Source organism: Archangium lansingense, assembly GCF_026626635.1.
Taxonomy (GTDB): Bacteria; Myxococcota; Myxococcia; order Myxococcales; family Myxococcaceae; genus Archangium; species Archangium lansingense.
On record NZ_JAPNKA010000001.1, the window covers coordinates 12,236,998 to 12,259,081 of the forward strand.

Sequence of the window (22,084 nt, forward strand, 5' to 3'; positions counted from 1 at the left end):
GGACCGCGGGGGGCTCAGCGCCTGGCCGTGACCTCGAAGACGACCTCGGCGGCCGCCTTGCGCCTGCCAGCGGTGGCCGTCACCACGGTGCGCCCCGGCCCCACCGCCGTCACCTGCCCGGTGGGGGACACCGTCGCCACCGACCAGTCCGAGCTGAACCAGGTGACAGGCACATCATTGAGGAGCACGCCCCGGTTGTTGAACGTCTTGGCGCGCAGCTGCAGCTTCTGGCCGATCTTCACGAAGACGAGGTGCGTAGGCTCCACCTCCACGCGCGCGAAGTCCGAGCGCACCACCTGCACCTGCAGGTTGCGGCTCAGCGGAGGCACCGTGGCGGTGACGGTGGCCTTTCCGGGCGCCACGCCAATCAGCCTCCCATTCTCCACACGCGCCACGGACGGGTCGCTGGTGGTCCACTGGGGCGGCACGTCCACCAGCGGCTTGCCCAGCTCGTTCTTCACCACGGCGGAGATGGCGATGGAGTTGCCCGCCAGCAGGAAGTCCGCTCCATCCACCCGGATGTCCACCACGCTGGGGATGGAGACCTGTACCTCCACCGAGGCCCGCGCCTTGCCAGCCGCCGCGGAAATCTTCGCCTTGCCGGACTTGCGCGCCACCACCACCCCGTTCTCCACCGTGGCCACCTCCGGCGCCGAGCTCACCCACCGCAGCTTGGGGTTCTCCACCGGCTGGCCATTTCCATCCAGCGCGACGGCCTGCAGCACCATGGACTCTCCATGAGCATGCAGGGGCCGGTTCTCCGGCATGGCGAGGGTGAGCGTCTCCGGCGCGGACCGGCAGGCGCCAAGGACGAGGACGGACAACAAGAGCAGCGAGCGGACGGACGTCAGGATCTTCAAGGCGGTAGGGGGGCTTGCGGGCGTACGAGCGTGCCTCTCGAACAAAGGCGCGTGTGACTGTATTTCGATACGGCCAGGGCGCAATGATTCGCAAGCCCCCCGTTCGCCCGACTGCCTGCTTCCGCCGGGTACCCGACGCTGGAATGGACCTCGGAAGGATGAGGTTCGCTCGAATGGGACTCTCCGCTCGGGGAGCCAGGGGGAACCGGCTGTGATCCACAACTTCTTTGCGCTGCTGTCCATCCTTCCGGCACGCCCTCGCCGGGCCGCCGTGCGCAAGCTGATGGACACCGTCTGGCACCTGCGCACCACCGAGGAGGCCATCGGGCGGGAGAACCTCCCCTCCGAGCCCTGCCTCTTCATCTGCAACCACCTGTCCAACGCGGATGGCTTCACGCTGGACCGCGCCCTGCGGCCCCTGAAGGTGTACTTCCTGGCCGGCATCAAGCTGCAGAGCACCGTGATGACCCGGCTCGGCACCGAGGCGGTGGACACCATCTTCATCCGCCCCAACTCGTCGGACATCGAGCCCATCAAGCGCGCCGTGGAGACGCTCAAGGCGGGCCACTCGGTCCTCATCTTCCCCGAAGGCGGCCGCAGCCGGACGGGGGCCCTCACCCAGGCCAAGAAGGGCGCCTCCCTCATCGCCCGCCGGGCCGGTGTCCCCATCGTCCCCGTTGCCCTCACCGGGACGGAAAAGTTCATGCCCATCGATGACCGGGACATGGGGCGGGAACAGGTGCGCCGCTCCCACCTCACCGTGCGTTTCGGCAAGCCGTTCCACCTGGACGAGCTCGAGGCCGAGACCGCCGAGTCCGAGGACCCGCGCCAGGCCCTCACCGACGCGATGATGCGGCGGGTGGCGGAGCTGATGCCCCCGGAGTACCGCGGCGTCTACGCCCCCCCTGCTCCCAAAGCCAACGATGCGGCCCCGGCGCCGCACCTGGCACCCCACACCCCTTCCCAACCCAGCCGCTGAGCCCTCACTCCCCGGCGTACCACTGCAGCCGGCTCCCCGTCCCTCCCGGGGCGAGACTCAGGGGGGGCAGGTACAGCCCCACCCGCTCGCGGTTCCACCACGCCCCCGTGCGCCGGTGTGTCTCCAAGTCCGCCATCCGGTAGTCATAGAACGTGGCGCGGATGTAGCGCGGCGGGCGCTCGGGGAACGGATTGATGGCGAGCAGCTTCAGCACGTCCGGAGCGCCCTCGAGCAGGCGCAGCAGGAAGGCGAGCAACCAGACAGGTGGCGAGCCCAGCGCCGCGAACCACATCTGCCAGTCCAGCCGGGGCTGATGCGGGGCCACCTGCCTCGGAGCCCTCTCTGGGTCGCTCACCTTGTAGCGGAAGGTGTACTCGAGCCATGTCTCGCCGTCGTCGGAGCCCTCGATGGCAATCTCCGGCCGGCGCACCGTCATCACCGCGAAGAGGCCATAGGGATTCACCGCCCGCAGCGGACGGGCCCGCATCTCCAACCACTCCAGCCATCGCGGCGAGCTGCGCGGACGGTTGAAGCGGGCCAGGACTTCATTCGCGCCCAGGACGAGGAAGGGCGCAGCGGGGAGCCAGGCGCCCAGGGTGCGCCACCAGGGCCGAGGCCTCGCGGGAGGCGGGGCCGGCAGGAGGCGCCGCAGGGACGCGTCATCCAGCAGCCACAGGCCGAGCGCCAGCGACTGCACGTTGAAGAAGCCGTAGTTGCCGGTGGCGATGAGGATGCCCTGAAACCCGGAGAAGAGCCAGAAGCCCAGGAGCCGCAACCGCCTCGGAGCCAGGGCGAGGAATGGGCCCACCGTCTCCAACGCGAGCACCGCCGCCGTGGAGAGCTTCTGCACCTTCTGGGGCAGATGGTGCGCGTACCACCCGCCGCGATTGGGGAGGGGCTCCGTCTCATAGTAGTAGTCGCACGCGGTGAGCTTGCGCCACGTCTCGTCGCCGGACTTCAGCTTGGATACTCCCGAGCCGAAATAGAGTCGGAAGACGAGCGCCCGCCACAGCACCACCTGCGCTGCGGAGGGCTCGTAGCGTCCTGGTCCCGGCCGCAGTCCCGTCGGCGCCGTGAGGATGCCGAGCAACCCCATCTCCAGCAGCAGCGCATCCCACTGGAAGGAGAGGAACTCCCGCCCCACCGAGACATAGGAGAGGTAGAGGGCCCATAGCCCCGTCAGCGCGGCCTGAGGCGCAAGGCCCGCCATCACCGCCAGCGACAGCACCTGGCCAGCGCGAAGGCCGCGCACCAGGGTCTTGTCGGACGCGTCCAACCAAAGCAGCGTGGGATACCAGAGGTACCGCTCGTGCCCCATCGCCGTCATTCGCGGCGAGGACAGCAGGTCGCGGACAGGCAGGATGCCGCGCGAGCCGTAGAGGCCCTTCACCTGCCGCCTCAGCGAGGTGAAGGCGATGAGGTAGATGCCGCCCAGGGCCTGGAGGAACACCTGACGGACGAGCCGGTGGTGTGGGGGTGCCACCGAGCGCTCGACGAGCCAGCCAAGGAGACGGCCCTCCCGTCTCCTCGTACGCCTGCGCGGCCGCCGAGCGGGCAAGTCCTGAAGCATTCGGAAGACAGCACGCATGGGGCTCCCCTCCTGCTTCTTCCAAAGCTGGGAGCACCCGCCACCAATGCCCAGGGAGGTCAACCCCTCGCCCCGGAAGGGCCCGAGCGACCAGGCCTCCACGCCCCATGCACACGGGTGCCTAGCTTTGCCGCATGAGCGAGCCCAAGGAACGAGCCCACCGGACCGTGCAGGTGATTCCCAGCGTCCACCGCTGGAGCGTCCGTGATGACCGCATCGGCGGCGCGGAGAGCGAGGCCTATGCCGTGGTGTCCGAGGACGGCGCGGTCACCCTCATCGACCCGCTGCCCATCGACGACAAGGCGCTGCGCAAACTCGGCCGGGTGGAGGCCATCGTGCTCACCGCCGGCAACCACCAGCGCGCGGCCTGGCACTTCCGCAAGCTCTTCGGCGCCCCCGTGTGGGCCCCCCAGGACGCCTACGGCCTGGAAGACACGCCGGATGCCACCTATGGCCCCGGTGACAACCTCCCCGGCGGCCTCATGGCCTACCACACCCCCGGCCCCGTCGAGTCCATGTATGCCCTGTGGATGGAGCGGCCCCGGAGCGTCATCTTCCTCTCGGACCTCCTCACCCACTACGGCCAGGGGACGCCACGCTTCGTGGACAATCAGTACCAGGACGAGCCCGGCCGCACCCGGATGAGCGTCCAGCGCATCCTCGACCACCTGCCCGTCGAGGTGCTCTGCTTCGCGCACGGCCGCCCTATCCTCCAGGACGGCGCGTCCGCGCTCCGACGCGCCTTGGACGAAGACACCGAAGCCCCCGCCCCGTCCGAGCCCCGCTGAGCCCGGCCCCCGTCTTCAGGACTCGAGCCGGCGCCGCCACTCCTGGAGCCAGTCGCGGCTCTCCGGCTCGCTGCCACTCATGCGCAGCGCGCTCACCACCAGGGGATACTCCAGGCACCAGTGGCCCTGGGACGGGCGCTCGCCGAGCAGTTTCACAATCATCCCCAGCACCGGCCCCGCCTTCTCGCGATCCTCGCCGGCATACGCGGTCAACGCGACCACGGCCGCTCCAGCGACCCAGTCCGTGGGCCCGAGCACGATGTCGTGCAGCAGGGCGCGTCCAGCTTCGCTCTCGGCAAGCACCAGCGCGGCCGCCACCTGCACGGCGTTGAGCCAATTCCACGCCATCGTGTCGCTGGGCCCGGGCGGCGGATGCACCATCGTGGCGGCGATCTCCAACGGACGCACCTCAGCCAGCTCCCTGGCGAGCGTGGCCGCCTCCGCCCGCCACCGGCCCAGGTGGAAGGGTTTGGCGGCGAGCGCGCCAATCCGCTCCGAGACCCTGGCGGCAGGTGGCTCGACGGCCGGATGTGCCTCCGTACCCTCGTAGCGCCAGAGCGCCGGCCGCTGCGGCCGGAAACCCAGCCGCTGGAGCCATCCCTGCTGGCGGGGAACACGTGGATCCGGCTTCGGAATGTTCTGCACTGTCACCCGCAGTTCCCCGCGTCCCTGGGTGGCGAGCTGGCGTCGAGCGGAGAGCATCGCGCTCGGGGCCTCGAGACAGCTCACGGTGAGCTTCATCTCCTCGTTGGCCTCGTTGGCACCCACCTCCCCCTCCGCGAAAGCGGCGAGCACCTTCAGCACCGCGGAGATCGTGGCCTCGGAGGGTTCGGGCAGGTAGTCCACCCAGGGCTCCCCCTCCGGCGGCGGGGTGTAACCCGCGGCGAGCACCTCCTGCCTCAAGTCCTGGGCACGCGGGTTCTCCGGGTGCTGCTCCGCGAACCGCAGGAAGTCGCGCAGCAGCGCCGCATCTCCCGTCACCTGGGCGCGCAGGAGCAACGCCGAGGGCAGGGCCCACGCATGCTCCGGCTCGCGCGCCAGCACTTCCTCATACGAGGCAAGCGCCTCCTGGGATTTGCCCTCGACCCAGAGCAGGTCGCCAATGTCGAGCCGCACCGCGAGGTCCTCCGGTTTGCGTGTCAGCGCGAGGCGGAAGTAATCCAATGCCGAGGGCACGTCACCGAGGCAGCGGTACGCACCGGCCACGGCGATGGCCGCCGTCCAGTTGGAATACGCCCGCTCGTAGGCGAGTGCGCTCTCGAGCCCCTCCTGGAACCGATTCGCGCCCCGGAGCATTCGCGCATGCACCAGGAGCAACTCCGGCACCTCCGGGTGCACGGCCCGGACACGCGCCAGCAGCTCGATCGCCGAGTCCGCCGTGGCTGGGTGGGCGGAGAGGTCCACCCCGCGGAGAATCTGCTCGGCCGCGGCGGCTACGGGCAGCGGCTCCACCGCACGAACGAACCCGGGTGATTCGAACCAGCGCCGCGTCCACGCCAGGTAGGGCACCTCGGGTTTGACCGCGACCACCTGCAGCAACAGGCTCAACGCCTCCGTGGCGTTTCCCGTCCTCGCGAGCAGCCACGCCCGCAGGGCCACTTCCCCGAACCACCCGCCTTCGTTGAGCGGAATGAGCTGGGCTGCGTTCTCCGGGGCCTCTCGTAGCAGCGCTTCCGCCGTCTCCAGGAACTCGGGGTGCAGCGGGTCCGCCGCGAGCGCGCCAGCCAGGTGCCGCGCGGCATGAGACAGGTCTCCCCGGGCAATTGCCGCACGGGCGATGGCCAGGTCCTGCTCAGGAGATGGGTGAGAAGCGCTCATTTCGCCACCGAGTCCAGACGGCAGCTCACCGCGAGCGAGAGCACCACCTCGTCCACGGACACCGTTGCCTGCTTCACCGCCCCCGGAGGCTCACAGCCGACGAGCTGGAGCGGGGAGCGCTCGGACTGCGCCTGGGAGATGAAGCCCCGGGCGCGATCCACCCAGCGCTTCATCAACTCATCCCGGCGCGCCTCCGGGTCGCGCACCTGGGCCACCGGGAAGCCGAATGACGCCCGCAGGCCCGTGTTCTCCTTCTCCGCGGCAGCGGCCTCCTGGCTCCCCACCCGCACCAGCGTGGCCACCAGCGCCGAGCGACCCCAGAAGTCCAGGGACTCGGGCAGCGCCACCTCCAGCACGCCGTGCGCCATCGCGTCGCTCCCGGCCATCTTCCTGCCGGACTCCAGGCGCACGTCCTTCATCTTCACCGTCACCTCCACCTTCGAGGCCTCCGTGGCGGCGCGCACGTAGCGCTCCACCGCCGCCTTCAGCTTCGGCACCGCCTGGTCCAGCGCCTCCGTCTCCTGCCGGAAGGCAAAGGACAGCAGCAACACGTCCGGGCGCACCTTCAGGCCCTCCTCCACCGTCTCGTGGGCGGGAACGGTGTCGGACTCGTACGAGCTGGCCACGGCACTCGAGACCGAAGAGCGGCCACACGAGGTCCATAGACAGACGAGCACCACGCAGCCGGGGAAGACGAGGTGAGAGAATTTCATGAGTGGACTCCAGCGGATGGCCATGACCATCCCGTGCACCGGAAGTGTACCGCGCAGCTTGCCAGCAGGTAGGCTCGCCGTCCGCCATGTCCCTCTCCTATAAAGAGAAGTACGCCTCCCCTCTGCATGAGCCCGCCCCCGTCCGCGCCGAGCTCGTCGTGCGGCCGGACCTGCTGCGCGTGTCCTTCTCCGTCTCCCTCGAGACCGAGGGCATCGAACAGACCCTCCCCCTCCTGCAGCGCGCTTGCGAGCAGCTCCAGCGCCGTGCTCGGGAGGCCACTGGCACCGAGGTGACGCTCCGGCCGAGGGACACGCGATTCAACCGCTCGGCCCCGAAGAAGCTGTCACTCCCCGAAGACGAGGACCGAACCTTCGTCGCCGTGGATGGGCTGCTCGTGGTACCGCTCCCCGCTGAGCTGGATTTCTGGGCGCGGAGCTCCCGGGTGGGCTCGCTGGTGCGCGTGTGCCACGAAGTAGAGCGAGACAGCCGCGAGATGAAGAAGCAGCCCCGCTTCAACTTCGGCTCCGTGGAGGCCATCTTCTCGCAGCCCGAGTCCCACCGTGAGGAGCTGCTCCGCCGTTTCGTCGCCCGGGCGCGAGAGATAGCCGCAGCCGTGGGCTCGTCCGAGGCTCCGCTTCACGTGGTGGACTGCACGATTCCCGGCGCCGTGGAGCAGACGCCCGTGTCCCTCGAAGAGGTGGGGTTGTCGCTCCACGTGTTCTGCCGGTTGGGTGTGGAAACACCCTGAGGGGATTCACGCGGCGGCGGTTGTCGTGCCGGGACCTTCCGCGGGGAGCTCCAGCACCACCTCCGCCCCCGGCCCCTGCACCTCCGCCACCCAGGCCCGTCCTCCGTGGCGCTTCGCCACCTCCTGCACCACGGCCAGTCCCAACCCCGTACCCGCGCCCTTCTGCTCCACCCGGTGAAAGGGTTGGAAGACGGACTCGCGGTGCTCGGCCGGAATGCCGGGGCCTCGGTCCCTCACCGAGAGCCTCCACCGCTCGCCCTCGCGCTCCAGCCGCACGGCGATCTCCGTCCCCCTCGGCGCGTACCGCAACGCGTTCGCCAGCAGGTTGTCCACCGCCTGCCGCACCGAGGACGCGTGGAAGGTACAGGAGGCCGACTCGGGCCCTTCCACCGACACCCAGACGCCCCGCCCCTCCGCCTCCGCACGCGCTGCCGCCGCTGCGTCCTCCACCACCTCGCGCAGGTCTCCCGCGCGCACCTCCCAGCCCCCTCTTCCGAACGAGGCCAGGTCCAGCAGGTTTCCCGCCAGCGCGCTCAGCCGCTCCACTTCGCGCCGCGTCTCCTCCAGCGCCTCGCGCAGCGCCTGCGCATCGCGCTCCTTCCACAACGCCAGGTCCAGGCTCGTGCGCATCAGCGCCAGCGGCGTGCGTAGCTCGTGCGCTGCCCGAGCGATGAGCTGCTCCTGCGCCTCCCGCGCCTCATTGAGCCGTGCCGAGGCCTCGTGCAGCGCCCCTTCCACCTCGGACACCTCGTCTCCCCGCCGCCCCTTCCCCACGCCCCCCGGAAGCACCCCCTCGCGCAACCGGCCGATGAGCCCTCGGAGTTGGTCCAGCCGCCCGGCCAGCCACCGCGCCTGCCACGTCTGCAACCCGAAGAGCACCACGCCCAGCAGCACCGCCACCGCCAGCGTCACCCCGTGGAAGGCCCGCACCGCCGAGTCCTGCTGGGCCAGCGAGGCCGACAGCCGCAACGTGTACACCCCGCCCGCCGGAGCCCGAACGCCCAGGGTGAGCTGCCGCAGCCGCGCTCCATCCGCGCCCTTCACAGTCTCGAAGCGCGGCGGCTCTCCTGGAGGGTTCGGCGCGGGCGTCGGCCCATAGGCTCCCTCGTCCGAGGAGGGATAGGACACCAGCCGCTGGCCATCCGGAGCGAACAGCTCAGCCACCGGCGCGAAGGGGCGAACCTCCTTCTCCAGCGCCGAACTCAGCATGTGCAGGTGCGGCTGGCCTCCCGGCCCATCGAAGAGGCTCACCGACTCCACCGCAGCCTGCGACAGCAGTCCCCGATCCACCGAGCGCGCCAGCCACGCCTCGAAGAACTCCGCCGCGAGCGTCAGCGTCACCAGCAGGCCCGCCATGGGCACCAGCGCGCCCAGCAACCACAGCCGTGTCGCCAGCCTCACCCGCGCCCCTCCACCACCAGCCGAAAGCCCACCCCTCGCACCACCTGGATGGACACCACCGGCTCCACCTCCAGCTTCTTCAGCTTCCCGCGCAGGTAGCCCACGTACACGTCCACGATGTTCGGAGGCCCGTCGAAGCTGTCGCCCCACACGTGGCTGAGCAGCGTAGAGCGCGCCAGCACCTCGCCCGCGTGGCTGGCCAGCTCGGCGAAGAGCGCGTACTCGCGACCCGTGAGCACCTGCTCCCGCTCCCCGTGCCGCAACACCCGCCGCCGCGAGTCCAGCACCAGCGGGCCCACCTGCTGTGCCGGCCCCTGTGCATCGCCCCGGCGGTGCAGCGCCTCCAGCCGCGCCAGCAGCTCCTCGAAGGCGAAGGGCTTCACCAGGTAGTCGTCCGCCCCGGCGCGCAGCCCCATCACCTTCTCACCCACCGTGCCTCGCGCGGTGAGCATCAACACCGGCGTGCGCAGCCCCTGCTCACGCCAGCGCCGCAGCACCGCCAGGCCGTCGAGATCCGGCAGGTTCCAGTCCAGCAGCACGGTGTCGTAGGCAATTTGCAGCGCCTGCTCCAGCGCGTCCTCGCCCCGCTCACACACGTCCACCTGGTGCCCCGCCTCAGTCAGGCCCCGCTGTAACAGCCGGGCCATCTTCTCCTCGTCCTCGACGAGCAGCAGCTTCATGCCCCGTCAGCGTCCCCTACCGGCCTCCCCATTCCAAGCAGTAACCGAGCGGTGGCGAATGCCTCGTGGGACCGGCGGCCAGCCCATCAGGCGGGCGAGCCGGATTCCTCCCTCCCGGCCCGCAGCGGACTCACTGACAGGTGGCCGTCTCGAGCTTCACCCGGACGGTCTCCGTCCACAACGGAGCGAGCAGGTCCGGCCGACACTTCCAATAAGGGCCATTCTGCACGCACGACAAGGCGCAGGGCCCCACTGGCACGAGGCCGCACAGCGGCGCGTCGTCGCAGATCCGCTTTCCGAGCAGGGGCAGTCCCAGCAGGCCACACGACTGGGGCAGCAGGGACTCCCAGCAGACGAACACGCTGAACGCGGGCAGGAGTCCCAGCAGGGGAACAGGGGACGAGAACAGATCGCCGAAGACGGTCGACTCCTCGATGGGATACTGCGTGGCGAAGGATGCGTTCTGCGCGATGACGGGAGAGGGCCCCTCCAGGAGGATGGGGACGGAAGTCCCGTAGTAGTTCAGCCGCTGGACCATGCACGCCGTCACATACCGGCGGCCACTGGTATCCAGCACGTTGCTGGACCACGAGGGGGCGAGCCCCCACCAACCCGTGTAGAGCTCGCCCGTCACGGGATCGATCACGGACTGGTCCGGGGTGAGGGCACACTCGACGGCGGAGCGGAGGACGGGACGGCAGGACTCGGACACCTGGCTCAGGGGGATGTCCGGCAGGAACCCCGCGCCCTGGTCGAGGGCGGTATTGCCCAGGCTCCGGAGCGCCTTCTGGGTGTTATGGGCCCAGAAACAGGCAGGGCTTGTGCCATTCAGCCCCCTGGGCGGGGTGCGCTCATCGTCCATCCCTCTCGCCGCCTGTCTGACGGTTGCGAGCTGAGCGTCCTCCTCGACTCCTCCACATCCGGCAAGGCCGGCCATGAGCACTGTGGTGAACAGGATACGTGCGAACTGGATCTGCATGGGATTCTCCGGACTCCGCTCGGGCATCTCTAGATATTCATGACCGGCGGGATTTTTTAAAAACTATATCGAGTTACACAAGCAATTGAATATCATGAATTCATCGGATGAAGTTGTGAGTGTCATCCGAGAGGCGCTGGCACTCCCGGGTCAGCAGCGAACTCAGCAGAGCCGCCGCCTTGCAGGTCATCTCGGCGCGCTTCATGTTCACCTCGCTCACCTTCCGCAGCGCGGTCCGCGCCTTCTCCAGAGCCAGCGCCGGATCCCGCCCCAGGCGCCGCTCGTTCTCTGCTTCAAGGAGACGATCCAGGACCAGTTCCATGAGCAGCCAGGAGTCCTTCGGCGATTCTCCGGCGACGGCACGGATCTCCTCGATGGAGGCCGCCAAAGGCAGACGAGGATCCCGGCCGAGCACGAAGTCGTGGTGGGCACGGAGCCGGTGCGCACGCGCCTTCCACACTGCCAGGAGCGAGGGGCTGGAGCCCGTCTGCTCGAGCCGGGCCAGTGCGTGGGAGAATGCATGAAGCGCCTCTGGCGCCTCACGCCCCCGGGCGATCTCCGCTTCGAGTCGGACCTTCGCGGCCTCCAGCAAGCCGCCCACGGGTAGCTCGAAGACCGGGTCCAACGCCAGGGCCTGCTCGTACTGAAGGGCCGCCTTCTCCAACAGCGGCGCCGCTTCATGTCCCCGCGCGATGATGCTCCTGGCCTCCTCGAGATACGCCTCCCCCAGTTCGTTATGAGCCCAGGTGAAGCCTGGCTCCAGGGAGAGGACCCGCTGGTAGGCCGAGATGGCCGACTCCATGGACGCCTCGCGGCCCAGCTTGTACAGGAGTGAAGTCCGAAGGAAGAGGGCCTGGGCCACCGCGTAGTGGGCCATGACCTCCTGGGGGCGCGCCCGCCGTCCCTTCTCGGCGGCTTCGAGCGCCTCCTCCACCAGGAGGACCGTATCTTCCGAAGATCTGCCGCTCAGCACATGCACGCGTGCCAGGAGCACGAGGGCCCGCCGCACCATGGCCTCGCCATCCCTCGAACTCGAGCGCACCGCGCGATCGCACGCCGCCTGGGCGGCATCGAGGGACGGGCCAGGCGGCAGTGCCTGCGAGAAGTCCGCCCACCCCATCTTCTCCCAGAGCTCACACTCCGCTCGGTGAACGGCCGGATCGCTGCTGCCCATCTCCGCCGCTTCCCGGTACGCCTCCGCCGCCCGTTCGAAGTAGCCCTTCATCTTCTCGTAGTCGAACGCCGCGTCGTGCCGGTACTTGCTGCCCTCGGCGTACAGCGCATCCCCCTCGAGCTTCTTCGGCTCGTACATCCAGGGGGCCTTGCCGAAGGCTACCTTCGCCTTCGCGATCGCCTCCTCGTGTCGCCCCTCGTACAGGGCGATCAATCCCTCCACGTACTCGGGCACCTCGAGCCTCGTCCCCATTGCCGCCCGCAGGTGGCGGAGCGCGGGCTCGCGAAGCTCCTGGTCGAGCAGCGCCACCTTCTTCCGCCGCTCCTCCGGGTGGGTGATGCGCCGGGTGTCCTCCAGGGCACGCCGGTAGAGCTCGCCGAGTGCCTGCCCCAGCGCGTACTCGAGGCTCGCCGACGAGTACCCGGCTGCGAGTGCCTGCTCCAGGTGCTCCCTCGCCAGCGCGGGCTCACCGAGCGCGAGCTGTCCCAGCCCGAGCGCGTAGTGGCCGGGCCCCTTTCCAGCCGCGCCCGACTCGCGCAACTGCTGGGTTATCTCCTCGAGCCGGGCGCGCACCACATCCCGCTCCCGCTCCACGTCATGCAGCGGCAGCCCGTACGCCGCGCGAAGGAACAGCTCCATCTCCTTCACGCTCTCTCCCAACTCCTGGGCGAGCCGCGCCTGCTCCGCTGCGTGGCGCTGGCCGCTCACCCAGACGGCCCCCACCCCAAGCACTCCCACCACGAGCGCTCCCAGGCTCACCGTGAGCAGCTTGTGCCGCAGGGCCTTCTTCCAGAGACGGTGTCCCCAGAAGGCCCGCTTCGCCTGGACTCGCTCGCCATCCAGGACACGCCGCAGCTCCTCCGCGAGTGCCCGCGCCGAGTCGTAGCGACGTGCCGGGTCCCGCTCGAGGCACTTCATCACGATGGTCTCGAGATCCTTCGGGACTCCCGGCTTCACCTGCCCCAGCGGCGGTGGATCCTCCAGCGCCGACATCACGAGCAACTTCCACGGGTGCTCAGAGACGAAGGGGGGCCGACCGGCGATCACGTCGTACAGCGTCGCTCCCAGGGAGTACACGTCCGTACGCCGATCGAGCTGGTGCACATCCCCATTGGCCTGCTCTGGAGACATGTAGGCGGGCGTCCCGAGAACCTCACCCGTCTGGGTCTGCCCTTGCTCCGCGACCTGGCGCGCCAGGCCGAAGTCCACGATGTACGGCTTCCACGAACCGTCCTCGCGCTGCTCGACGAGGATGTTCCCCGGCTTGAGGTCCCGGTGGATCATCCCCTCCCGGTGCGCCTCGTGCATCGCGGTGGCGACCTCCTCCAGCAGCTTCACCTGCTGCTCGAGTGTCAGGCGCTCGCGCACTCGCGACAGCGGCTCGCCGTCGATGTACTGCATCACGATGTACGGCTCGCCATCCGCCAGTCCGGCTTCGAACACACCGCACACGTGCTCGTGCCGAATGCGCGCTTGGGCCCGTGCCTCCGCGATGAACCGCTGGCAGAGCGAGGGCTCACCGCTCTTGAGGAGCTTCAGCGCCACGGTGCGGCCGAGCTGCGGATCCACTGCCCGGTAGACAGTCCCCATCGCGCCTTCGCCAGCGAAGCGGATGTCCTCGTACCGAGCCACAAGGGACGGCGGTATCCGCCTGCGCACAGGGGGTGGCTCGGCCTCCGGCTTCACGAGGGTCCGCTCGAACTCGAGAGCGCTCTGGCTGTCCTGGGTCTGCATGAGGCTCCTGAGCGCACATTCCCTGCCTGCGGAGGACACGCACGCGGGAAGGGGAAACCCCTAGGTAGGCACTCACCAGGGATAAGCCCATAGCCTCTTTGTTGAATTGACAGAATCCCTGAATTTTTACTAGATTATAGAATTTTTGTTCCACTCCGGCTCAAGCGTCCAGCCGCTCCATCAGCCGAACCAGCTCCGCCACCGAGTCCACGGCCAGCTTCTCCATGACGCGGCCGCGCTGCAGGCGCACCGTCTGCTCGGCGGTGCCTAGCTCGGCGGCGATCTGCTTGTTGAGCAGCCCCTGAGCCACCCGCTGGCAGACCTGCCACTCGCGGGGAGACAGCGAGGAGAAGCGAGTCCGCAGCGCCTCGCGCTCACCGTCGGCGGCCATCGCCTCACGGTCCTGCGCCACCGCTCGCGCCACCGCCGCCAGCAGCTCCGCCGGGCTGAAGGGCTTGGGCAGGAAGTCCACGGCTCCAGCCTTCATCGCCTTCACCGCCGCTGGCACGTCCCCATGCCCGCTGATGAAGATGATGGGCTGCTTCCACCCCGCCCGCCGCAGCTCTTCCTGCAGCTCCAACCCGTTCAGCTCCGGCATGCGCAAGTCCATCACCACGCACCCCGGGCGCTCGCCGGGCACCCGCTCCAGCATCGGCCGCGGGTGGGCGAAGCTCTCCACCGTATAACCCTCCAACTGGAACATGCGCACGAGACTGCGCAGCACCGAAGGGTCATCGTCCACGACGAACACCGTGGACCGCTCTTGTATCGGATGGCCATCCAAGGTGAGCCCCCCATATCCCACCAGCCATCTCACGCTAGCACAGCAGACTCAAGCGAGCGGAAGCGTGCAGCGGAAGAGGGCACCGCCACCCGGCCGGCGCTCGCCCTGGAGACGGCCCTGATGCACCTCGAGGATGGAACGGCTGATGGACAGGCCCATGCCCAGGCCCTTGGGCTTGGTGGTGAAGAAGGGCTCGAAGATGTGCGCGAGCACCTCCTCGCTCAGGCCCTGGCCGGAGTCCTCCACGACCAGCTCCGCCCGGCCCTCCTGCTGGCGCGTGCGCACCCAGACCTGCCGCTCTCCGGAGGGGCACGGACCCACCGCATCCAGGGCGTTGACGAGCAAGTTGAGCACCACCTGCTGGAGCTGCACACCGTCCGCCTTGACGAGCAGAGGTGAGCCAGCCAGCAGCGGCGTGAGGGCGGCCCCGCGAAGCTGCGCGTCATGGCCCACCAGGCGCAGCACCTGCCGGACCAGCTCGTTGAAATCGTGGCGGACGAACGAGACCTCGCCCTTCTTCAACAGCGCCCGCATGTGGCGGATGATCTCCCCGGCCCGCTTGTTGTCGGAGACGATGTCCTGGAGCATCTCGCGCACCAGGGGGAGATCCATGGGCGTGCGCTGCAACAGGCGCTGGGCCATCTCCGCGTTGGTGTGGATGGCGGCCAGGGGCTGGTTCAGCTCGTGGGCAATGGAGACGCCCAGCTCGCCCACGACGGCCACGCGCTCCAGATGGGCCCGCTCGTCCCTCGCCTGGCGAGCCTCCATTTCGGCGCGCCGGCGGGGAGTGACGTCCATCAGGGAGACGACGGCTCCGCCCTCGGGCAGCTCCAACCGCCGAGCGCGCAGCTCGAACCAGGTGTCCGCCGTGAAGCCGCGGAACTCCACCACGCCCTCGTGAGCGCGGCCCGAGAGCACGTCCTGGAGCAGCGCGGCCACCGGAGCCATCTCGGGGGGGCGGCCCGTGCGCGCCGCCTCGCGGAAGGTCTCCAGACAGGAGCCTCCCGGCATGAAGAGCTTCTCGGGGGTCAACCCTTCCAGGACCTCGAGCCGGGCCAAGGCCGGGTTGGCCCGCAACACCACGCCCTGCCTGTCGAGAATGGCCACGGAGCCCGGGAGCGAATCCAGCACCGCCAGTTGCAGCCGCTGGGCGCTCATGCGCCGCTGGCGCTCCAGGAGCAACACGGCGATGAGCACCGCCTGCAACAGGCCAGCCACCAGCGCCCCCGTCATCTGCCAGCGGTAGCGCTCCCAGAGGCCCGGCTGGCGGAAGTGCACCACACTGCCGGGGGGCAGCCTGCTCTCGGGAATGTTCCAACGCTGCAACTCCCTGGCGTCGAAGGCGAGCACGTTGGCCTCGAAGGGACCGGGGGGCAAGCTCGAAGCCGGCTCGCCCTCGAGCAGCCGCAGGGCACGCCGCGCCACCTGCTGGCCGAGCAGCTGGTAGTCCATCAGCACGCCCCCGACGATTCCACTGCCCAGCATCGTCTTGTGGACGCTGAAGATGGGGGGACTCCCGTCGGCATGCAGCAGCCGCAGCGCTTCGTACCCGCTGAGGCTCTGCCCCTTCGCATCCCGCATGAAGCCGATGAGGAAGACCACGCTGTCCTCGGGCAGCGTGCGCACCCGCTGCCGCAGCTCCTCCAGCGTCAGCCCGGAGAGTCCGACGAACTCGCGGTCCGGCGCGGCGGAGCGGACTTCCTGCTCCACGAAGGACCAGGCGTCCAGCTCTCGCTGACTGGAGCCGAGAATGAGGACGACCTGGCGCGTATCCGGGAGGAGCCGCAGGGCCGTCCGCACGGTGGCCGGTATGTCGAGGTCCGCCCAGTTGCCACGGAGGTAGGGGCTCTGGGGCAGGGCCGCCGCCAGGAAGTCATCGTTGAGGATGGAGAGGAGCGGGACCTCCGGCCACAGTTCCCGCTGGAGCTTGAGCACGAAGGGGGTGGCATCCGCGAAGACGACGAGGGCCTCGGGCCGCTGCTCCCGGTACTTGGCGACATAGAAGTCGCGCAGCGCGCGCTCGTACTCGGGGCTGCTGAACCAGGCCATGTCGAGGTACTCGATGTTGACGGAGACAGGCCCTCGCGCTCCGTTCAACACCGTCTGCCGGAAGCTCCGGGTGAAGTCGGCGATGGCCGGCACCGTGACGGCCTCTGGAACGAAGAGCAGCACCGTCTTCGCCCGCTCGGACTGAGCGAGCGACGGAGCCGCCAGCAACAACAGGAGCAGGAATCCCAGAGCACGCATACCGGAGGGCATGATACCCCCCGCGGCGACTTCATGCGGCCACCTCCCGAGGGCCCTCCGCGTGGACCTCGGCCGGCCCGGGCTCCCGCGTACCAGGCCCCTGGCTCCCGGCCCTCCCGGAGCGCTGTCCCGCGAACCACGGGTAGAGCGACGGGAGGATGACGAGCGTCAGCAGCGTGGACGTCACCAGGCCACCCACCACCACGGTGGCCAGCGGGCGCTGAACCTCGGAGCCCACCCCGGTGGCCAGCATCATCGGCACGAAGCCCAGCGCGGCCACCAGCGCCGTCATCAGCACCGGCCGCGAGCGCTCCTGCGCCGCCAGCAGCACCGCCTCCTTCACCGGCAGGCCGCTCGCCTCGTGGTGCAACAGCCTCGACATCAGCACCACCCCGTTGAGCACCGCGATGCCTGACAGGGCGATGAAGCCGATGGCCGCCGAGATGGACACCGGCATCCCCCGCAGCATGAGTGCCACCACGCCTCCCACGCACGCGAAGGGCACGTTGGTGAAGATGATGAGCGCCGGGCGCAGGCGCTGGAAGGTCAGCCAGAGCACCACCACGATGAGCACCAGCACCGCGGGAATGACGAGCGAGAGCCGCCTCGCCGCTTCCGTCAGCGTCTCGTACTGGCCTCCCCATTCCATGCGGTAACCGTCTGGCAGGGAGACCGCCGAAACCACCCGAGCCTGCGCATTCTCCACCACCGTGCCCAGATCCGCTCCGCGCACGTTGAAGCCCACCACCAGCCGGCGCTGCCCGTCCTGCCTGCTCACCAGGCCCGGCGTCGAGACGAGCTTCACGTCCGCCACCCGCGACAGCGATACCGTGCCCCCGGAGGCCACCGGCAGCGGCAGCTCCGCCAGGGAGAAAGCCCCGTCCGCGCCCGATAGCCGCAGCATGATGGGAATCCGCACCGCCCCGTCATACGTGGCGCCCACCTCCAGCCCCGTGCGCACCGCCTGAACCGCCTCCAGCACCTCGCGCACACTGAAGCCCGCACGTGCCGCATCCAACGGCCGGGGCACCACCTCCAGCATCGACACTTCCGGAGGCGCCAACACCCGCACGTCCACGGCCCCGGGCTCCCGGCCCACCTCCGCCGCCACCTGCTCGGCCAGCCGCCGCAGCTCGCGCAGGTCCTCTCCGTACACGCTCACCGCCACGTCCGTCACCGAGCCGCCCAGCAGCTCGTTGAAGCGCATCTGGATGGGCTGTGTGAAGGCCGGCTCACTCCCGGGCGCCTGGTTCTCCAACACGGCCGCCATCTCCTCGATGAGCGCCTCACGGGTGAGGCCCGGCCGCCATTGCGCATGCGGCTTCAGCTGGATGAAGACGTCGGCCTGCTCCAGGCCCATGATGTCGGTGGCCACGGCGGGGCTGCCCACGCGCGACACCACCTGCGTCACCTCGGGGATGTGCTTGAGCAGCACTGCCTCCAGGTGCTCCGCCTCACGCGCCGCCGCCTCCAGACTGATGTCCGCCGCGCGCGTCGTCTGCACCACCATGTCCCCCTCGTCGAGCTGCGGGGCGAACTCGCTGCCCGCGCGCATGAAGAGACCCGCGCCCAGCGCGAGCAGCACCACCGCCGCGAGCGCCACCCGGCGCGGATGGTGGACCATATGATTGAGGACGGGCCGGTACACCTTGTCGAAGAAGCGCACCAGCAGGGGCGGGTGCTCGGGCACGTCCTCGGGACGCAGCACCAGACTGGCCATCGCGGGGATGAAGGTGAGCGACAGCACCAGTGAGGTGGCCAGCGCCAGCATCACCGTCACCGCCATGGGGCGGAACATCTTCCCGTCCACCCCGCTGAGCGCCAGGATCGGCACGTAGACGAGCAGGATGATGAGCACCGAGAAGAACACCGGCCGCGCCACCGAGCCCGTCACATGCGACACCTTCTCCCGCCACTCCCCCCGGCCCGTCCGCTCATGCCCCACGTGGTGGAAGACGGCCTCCACCATCACCACCGCGCCGTCCACCAGCAGGCCGAAGTCGATGGCGCCCAGGCTCATCAGGTTGCCTGGAATCCCCAGCAGCACCATGCCCACCGCCGCCCCCAGCATGGACAGCGGAATCGCCGAGGCCACCACCAGGCCCGCCCGGAAGCTGCCCAGCAGCAGGAAGAGCACCGCCACCACCAGCAGGCCGCCCTCCAGCAGGTTCTTCGTCACCGTGCGCAGCGTGCCGCGCACCAGCGTGCTCCGGTCGTACACCTCGTCCACCCGCACGTCCTGGGGCAGCGCCTTGCGCACCTGCTCCATCCGCGCGTGCAGGCCCTCCATCACGTCCAGCGCGTTGGCCCCGCGCAGCATCTGCACCATCACGTACACCGTCTCGCCCCGGCCGTTCGACGTCGCCGTGCCGATGCGCGGCAGGGCGCCCGGCACCACCTCGGCCACGTCCGCGAGCCGCAGCGTCCGGCCGTCCGCGCCACGCACCACCGCGCCGCCGAGCTCGCTCGGCCCAGGAGGGCGTGCCACCGCGCGCACCAGTACCTGCCGGTCTCCCGTCGTGAGGCTCGCCCCAGGCGCGCTGCCCGACACGTCCTCCAGCGCCCGCTGTAGCTCCTCCAGCGTCAGCCCACGCTGCGCCAACTTCACCGGGTCCGCGCGCACCTCCAGCGTGCGCTGCTGCCCACCCCAGCTGTTCACCTCCACCACGCCCGCCACCCCGCGCAGCAGCGGCGCCACCCGCAACTCCGCCAGCTCCAGCAGCTCCGCCGACGTGCGGTGGGACGAGCTGACGGTGAAGTGGAAGATTTCTCCCAGTCCTCCCGTGAGAGGACCCAGCTCCGGCGCCTCCACGCCTGGGGGTAGCTCGCCCGCCAGCGCGTTCAACCGCTCCTGCACGAGCTGGCGCGCACGGTACGGGTCTACGTCATCCCCGAAGACGGCCGTCACAGAGGAGATTCCGTAGCGAGACAGGCTGCGGTGCTCCTCCAGCCCCGGCATCCCGCCGAGCCCCGTCTCCACCGGCCGCGTCACCAGCCGCTCCACTTCCTCGGGCGTCATGCCCGGAGCGCGGGTGAGCACCAATACCTGGTTGGTGGTGATGTCCGGCAGCGCGTCCAGCTCCATCCGCGCCGCCACCACCGAGGCCAGCACGGCGAACAGCGCCGTGAGCCCCAGCGTCCAGCCGCGGTGTTTCACCGAGCCCCGTACCAGTCGCTCCATCATCACCCCTCCCCTCCCGCAGCCGGAATACGCGCTGCATCGGCCGCCACCGCGTCCGACTCCTTCAACGGCCCGTGCACCAGTGCGTCCGCGCCCGACTGCCCCACCACCTTCACCGGCTGGCGGCGGTGGCCCTCGCCCTCACGCACCAGCACCGCGACCTCGCTGCCCTCCAGCAACAGCGCCCGCGCGGGCACTACCTTCACCTCCGGCAGCCCGTCCGCCCTGACTCGCAGCGTGCCCTGCAGACCCGCCGGCAGGGAGCGCGCCGGCTCGGGCTCGAACCACGCGGACACAGTGCCATCTCGCACGTCACCGCGGGCGCACGCCCCACCAGGCGCACCGGCACGGCCTCCACGCCTGGCGCGGCGAACTCGAAGGCGGTGTCCTCCGGCAGCACAAGGGAGAGCCGGGCCTCCAGACGCGCAGGGCCCTCGCCCGCGACACGCACCAGCGGCTCCGAGCCTCCTTCGCGCGTCTGCCCCAGCACCGCGTCCACCCCGGTGACGATGCCGTCCACCGGACTGCGCAGCGCCACCATGCCACGCTGTGCTACCCCAGCCGCAGCCGGCCCCTCCACCCCCGCCACCTTCAGCAAGGCCTGCGCGCTCTGCTGTGCCGCGCGAGCCTCGGCCAGATTCGCCTCGGCCTCGGCCAGCTCGAAGACGCGGGCCATGCCCTGCTCCTGGAGGGCCTTGAGCTGCGCCGTGCGGCGCTCATAGGCCTCGCGACGCAGGGAGGCGGCCTCGTAGTCCCCCGCGGCGCGCACGACCTCGGGCATGAGCACCTCGACGAGCACCTCGCCCTTGCGCACCTTCTGGCCGGGCCGCACGGCGATGCGGGTAACACTGCCTCGGAAGGGCAGGCCGAGCGCCGCGGCACCCTCGGGATGAGGAAGCACGTGGGCGGGAGCCTCAGTGAGGGGCACGCCCCGGGGGGAGCGCGGATGCACCCAGGCGGTGCGCGCGCTGGACTGAGCGGGCGGAGGCGCCGCTGCCGGAGCGGGTGGCGAGGAGCAGCCGAGGGCCGCGCCCAGCAGAAGGACAGAGGAGAGGAGCGCGGAACGGCTCATGGCGAAGAGACTCCGGAGAGAGCGTCGATGAAGAAGCGGGCCTTCACGCGAGCCCAGGCCTCGTCGGCGCGGGCGTGGCCCAGACGGATACGGGCGGCGGCCAGCGCACGGCGCGCCAACACCACCTCGGGGACGGTGGAGTCCCCGGACTGGAAGAGAAGCTCGCGCAGCCGGGCGGCCTCCTCGGCAGCAGGCAGCAGCTCACCCCGGAGCGTCGCCAGTACCTCGCGCGAGTGCTCCACATCATGGAGGGAGAGGCTCAGCCCGGCGGCGGCACGGTGGCCTGCGTCACGGGCCTCGCCCTCGAGCCGCTCGGCGGCGGCCAGCAGCGCGCCCCGGTCCCTCTCCCCTCGCTCGAAGAGGGACGGCGTGAGCGTCAGCGTGAGGGCCCCACCGACGGCCCCGTCATACTCGCGCAACCCGGCCACACCCACCTGCAACAGCGTGCCCCGGGAAGCGTGAGCCTCGGCCGCACGTGCCCGCTCCAGCTGGGCCCCGAGCGTCCGCGCCGTCGCCTCCGGCATCCGCGAGGCCTGCGCCACCAGCGGCGCCCACTCCTCGTCCGGCGGCAGCTCCACCTCGGGCAGCACACCACTTGCCTGGAGGGGTCGCGATGGGTCCCTGCCGAGCAGCATCGCCAGCTCCACTCGGCGCCTGGCCACCTGCTCCTCCGCACCCAGCTCGGCGAGCCGGGCTTCAGCGAGGTACGCGCTGGCCTCGGCGACCTCCAGCTTCGTGGAGGCCCCCAGCTTCGCGGCCCCTTGCACCGCCTCTCGGAAAGCCCCGGCCAGTTGGAGCTCCTGTGTGCTCTGGACGATCGCCTGCTCGGCGGCCCAGAGCCGCAACCACGCCTCGGCGATGACGAGCCGGCGAGCAAGCAGGACAGCGCGGGCCTCGGCGTCGAGCACGGCCTCCTCGGCGCGGACGGTGGTGTCACGCGCGCCCGTCTGGCCCGAGAGGCCGAAGGTCTGACTCACGCCCAGGCGCAGATCGGCGCCACGCTCATCCGCGCGTTGGCGGTAGCCGGGCTCGACGGTGACCTGAGGGTTGAAGACGAAGGGAGAGAGGCGAGCGCTTTCGGAGCGGCGAACCTCAGCAGCGCGGGCGGCGCTCTCGGGACCAGGGGTGCGCCCAGCAAGCGAGAGCGCCTCCTCGAAGGTCATAGGAGTGACCTCCGGGGGCGATGCGGCCAGCAGGAGCGCGGCGAGGACGGCAACCATGACGCGCACCGTAAAGGCCACGCGCCAACACCGCTTGAGAGGACTCTGAGAGAACTCTCAGAGTCCGTTCATGCCCCCTCTCCCTCTGGGAGAGGGCTGGGGTGAGGGTCTACGGTA

Annotated in this window: 17 protein-coding genes; 3 read left to right on the plus strand and 14 right to left on the minus strand. The window is 70.0% G+C overall.

Features of this window, described 5'->3' with window-relative positions:
* Positions 1–14 precede the first annotated feature (14 nt).
* Positions 15–860: an Ig-like domain-containing protein gene (locus tag OV287_RS49035; RefSeq protein ID WP_267540987.1), complete on the minus strand. Its 846-nt coding sequence runs from the start codon at positions 858–860 to the stop codon at positions 15–17.
* Positions 861–1,071: 211 nt separating this feature from the next.
* Between OV287_RS49035 and OV287_RS49040 the strand changes: the two genes are divergently transcribed.
* Positions 1,072–1,839 carry a lysophospholipid acyltransferase family protein gene (locus OV287_RS49040; protein ID WP_267540988.1) on the plus strand — a complete coding sequence of 256 codons (768 nt, stop codon included), beginning with the start codon at positions 1,072–1,074 and terminating at the stop codon, positions 1,837–1,839.
* Positions 1,840–1,843: 4 nt separating this feature from the next.
* Here the strand turns inward: OV287_RS49040 and OV287_RS49045 are convergent, their stop codons facing one another.
* A complete protein-coding gene (locus OV287_RS49045) occupies positions 1,844–3,322 on the minus strand; it encodes a lipase maturation factor family protein (RefSeq protein WP_267540989.1) in 1,479 nt (492 codons plus the stop codon).
* Positions 3,323–3,561: 239 nt separating this feature from the next.
* Here OV287_RS49045 and OV287_RS49050 point away from each other — a divergent pair, with 239 nt between their 5' ends.
* Entirely contained in the window at positions 3,562–4,215 is a 654-nt protein-coding gene (locus OV287_RS49050) for an MBL fold metallo-hydrolase (RefSeq protein WP_267540990.1), read from the plus strand.
* Between the two features lie 15 nt (positions 4,216–4,230).
* On the opposite strand, the gene OV287_RS49055 is transcribed toward OV287_RS49050, so the two are convergent.
* Complete coding sequence (locus OV287_RS49055) at positions 4,231–6,033, minus strand: tetratricopeptide repeat protein (protein ID WP_267540991.1); 1,803 nt, start codon at positions 6,031–6,033, stop codon at positions 4,231–4,233.
* A complete protein-coding gene (locus OV287_RS49060) occupies positions 6,030–6,746 on the minus strand; it encodes a hypothetical protein (protein WP_267540992.1) in 717 nt (238 codons plus the stop codon). The genes OV287_RS49055 and OV287_RS49060 overlap by 4 nt, the downstream gene beginning before the upstream one ends.
* A gap of 86 nt (positions 6,747–6,832) precedes the next feature.
* On the opposite strand from OV287_RS49060, the gene OV287_RS49065 reads away from it, so the two are divergent.
* On the plus strand, positions 6,833–7,495 hold the full coding sequence (locus OV287_RS49065) for a hypothetical protein (RefSeq protein WP_267540993.1): 663 nt from the start codon (positions 6,833–6,835) through the stop codon (positions 7,493–7,495).
* A gap of 6 nt (positions 7,496–7,501) precedes the next feature.
* Here the strand turns inward: OV287_RS49065 and OV287_RS49070 are convergent, their stop codons facing one another.
* From OV287_RS49070 to OV287_RS49115, 10 genes are all read right to left on the minus strand, one after another.
* Positions 7,502–8,896 carry a sensor histidine kinase gene (locus OV287_RS49070; RefSeq protein WP_267540994.1) on the minus strand — a complete coding sequence of 465 codons (1,395 nt, stop codon included), beginning with the start codon at positions 8,894–8,896 and terminating at the stop codon, positions 7,502–7,504.
* On the minus strand, positions 8,893–9,576 hold the full coding sequence (locus OV287_RS49075) for a response regulator transcription factor (protein ID WP_267540995.1): 684 nt from the start codon (positions 9,574–9,576) through the stop codon (positions 8,893–8,895). The genes OV287_RS49070 and OV287_RS49075 overlap by 4 nt, the downstream gene beginning before the upstream one ends.
* Positions 9,577–9,706: 130 nt before the next feature.
* Positions 9,707–10,555: a hypothetical protein gene (locus OV287_RS49080; protein ID WP_267540996.1), complete on the minus strand. Its 849-nt coding sequence runs from the start codon at positions 10,553–10,555 to the stop codon at positions 9,707–9,709.
* 100 nt (positions 10,556–10,655) lie between these two features.
* Entirely contained in the window at positions 10,656–13,463 is a 2,808-nt protein-coding gene (locus OV287_RS49085; RefSeq protein WP_267540997.1) for a serine/threonine-protein kinase, read from the minus strand.
* Positions 13,464–13,623: 160 nt separating this feature from the next.
* The gene (locus OV287_RS49090; protein WP_267540998.1) at positions 13,624–14,214 is read right to left on the minus strand and encodes a response regulator transcription factor; all 591 of its coding nucleotides are present in this window, start codon (positions 14,212–14,214) and stop codon (positions 13,624–13,626) included.
* A gap of 81 nt (positions 14,215–14,295) precedes the next feature.
* Complete coding sequence (locus OV287_RS49095; RefSeq protein ID WP_267540999.1) at positions 14,296–16,506, minus strand: sensor histidine kinase; 2,211 nt, start codon at positions 16,504–16,506, stop codon at positions 14,296–14,298.
* 19 nt (positions 16,507–16,525) lie between these two features.
* Entirely contained in the window at positions 16,526–19,678 is a 3,153-nt protein-coding gene (locus OV287_RS49100) for an efflux RND transporter permease subunit (protein ID WP_267541000.1), read from the minus strand.
* Positions 19,678–19,881 (minus strand): hypothetical protein, encoded by a 204-nt coding sequence (locus tag OV287_RS49105; RefSeq protein WP_267541001.1) that lies wholly within the window; start codon positions 19,879–19,881, stop codon positions 19,678–19,680. Before OV287_RS49105 ends, OV287_RS49100 begins: the two co-directional genes overlap by 1 nt.
* Positions 19,878–20,747: an efflux RND transporter periplasmic adaptor subunit gene (locus OV287_RS49110; protein ID WP_267541002.1), complete on the minus strand. Its 870-nt coding sequence runs from the start codon at positions 20,745–20,747 to the stop codon at positions 19,878–19,880. The genes OV287_RS49105 and OV287_RS49110 overlap by 4 nt, the downstream gene beginning before the upstream one ends.
* Positions 20,744–21,967 (minus strand): TolC family protein, encoded by a 1,224-nt coding sequence (locus OV287_RS49115; protein ID WP_267541003.1) that lies wholly within the window; start codon positions 21,965–21,967, stop codon positions 20,744–20,746. The genes OV287_RS49110 and OV287_RS49115 overlap by 4 nt, the downstream gene beginning before the upstream one ends.
* Positions 21,968–22,084 lie beyond the last annotated feature (117 nt).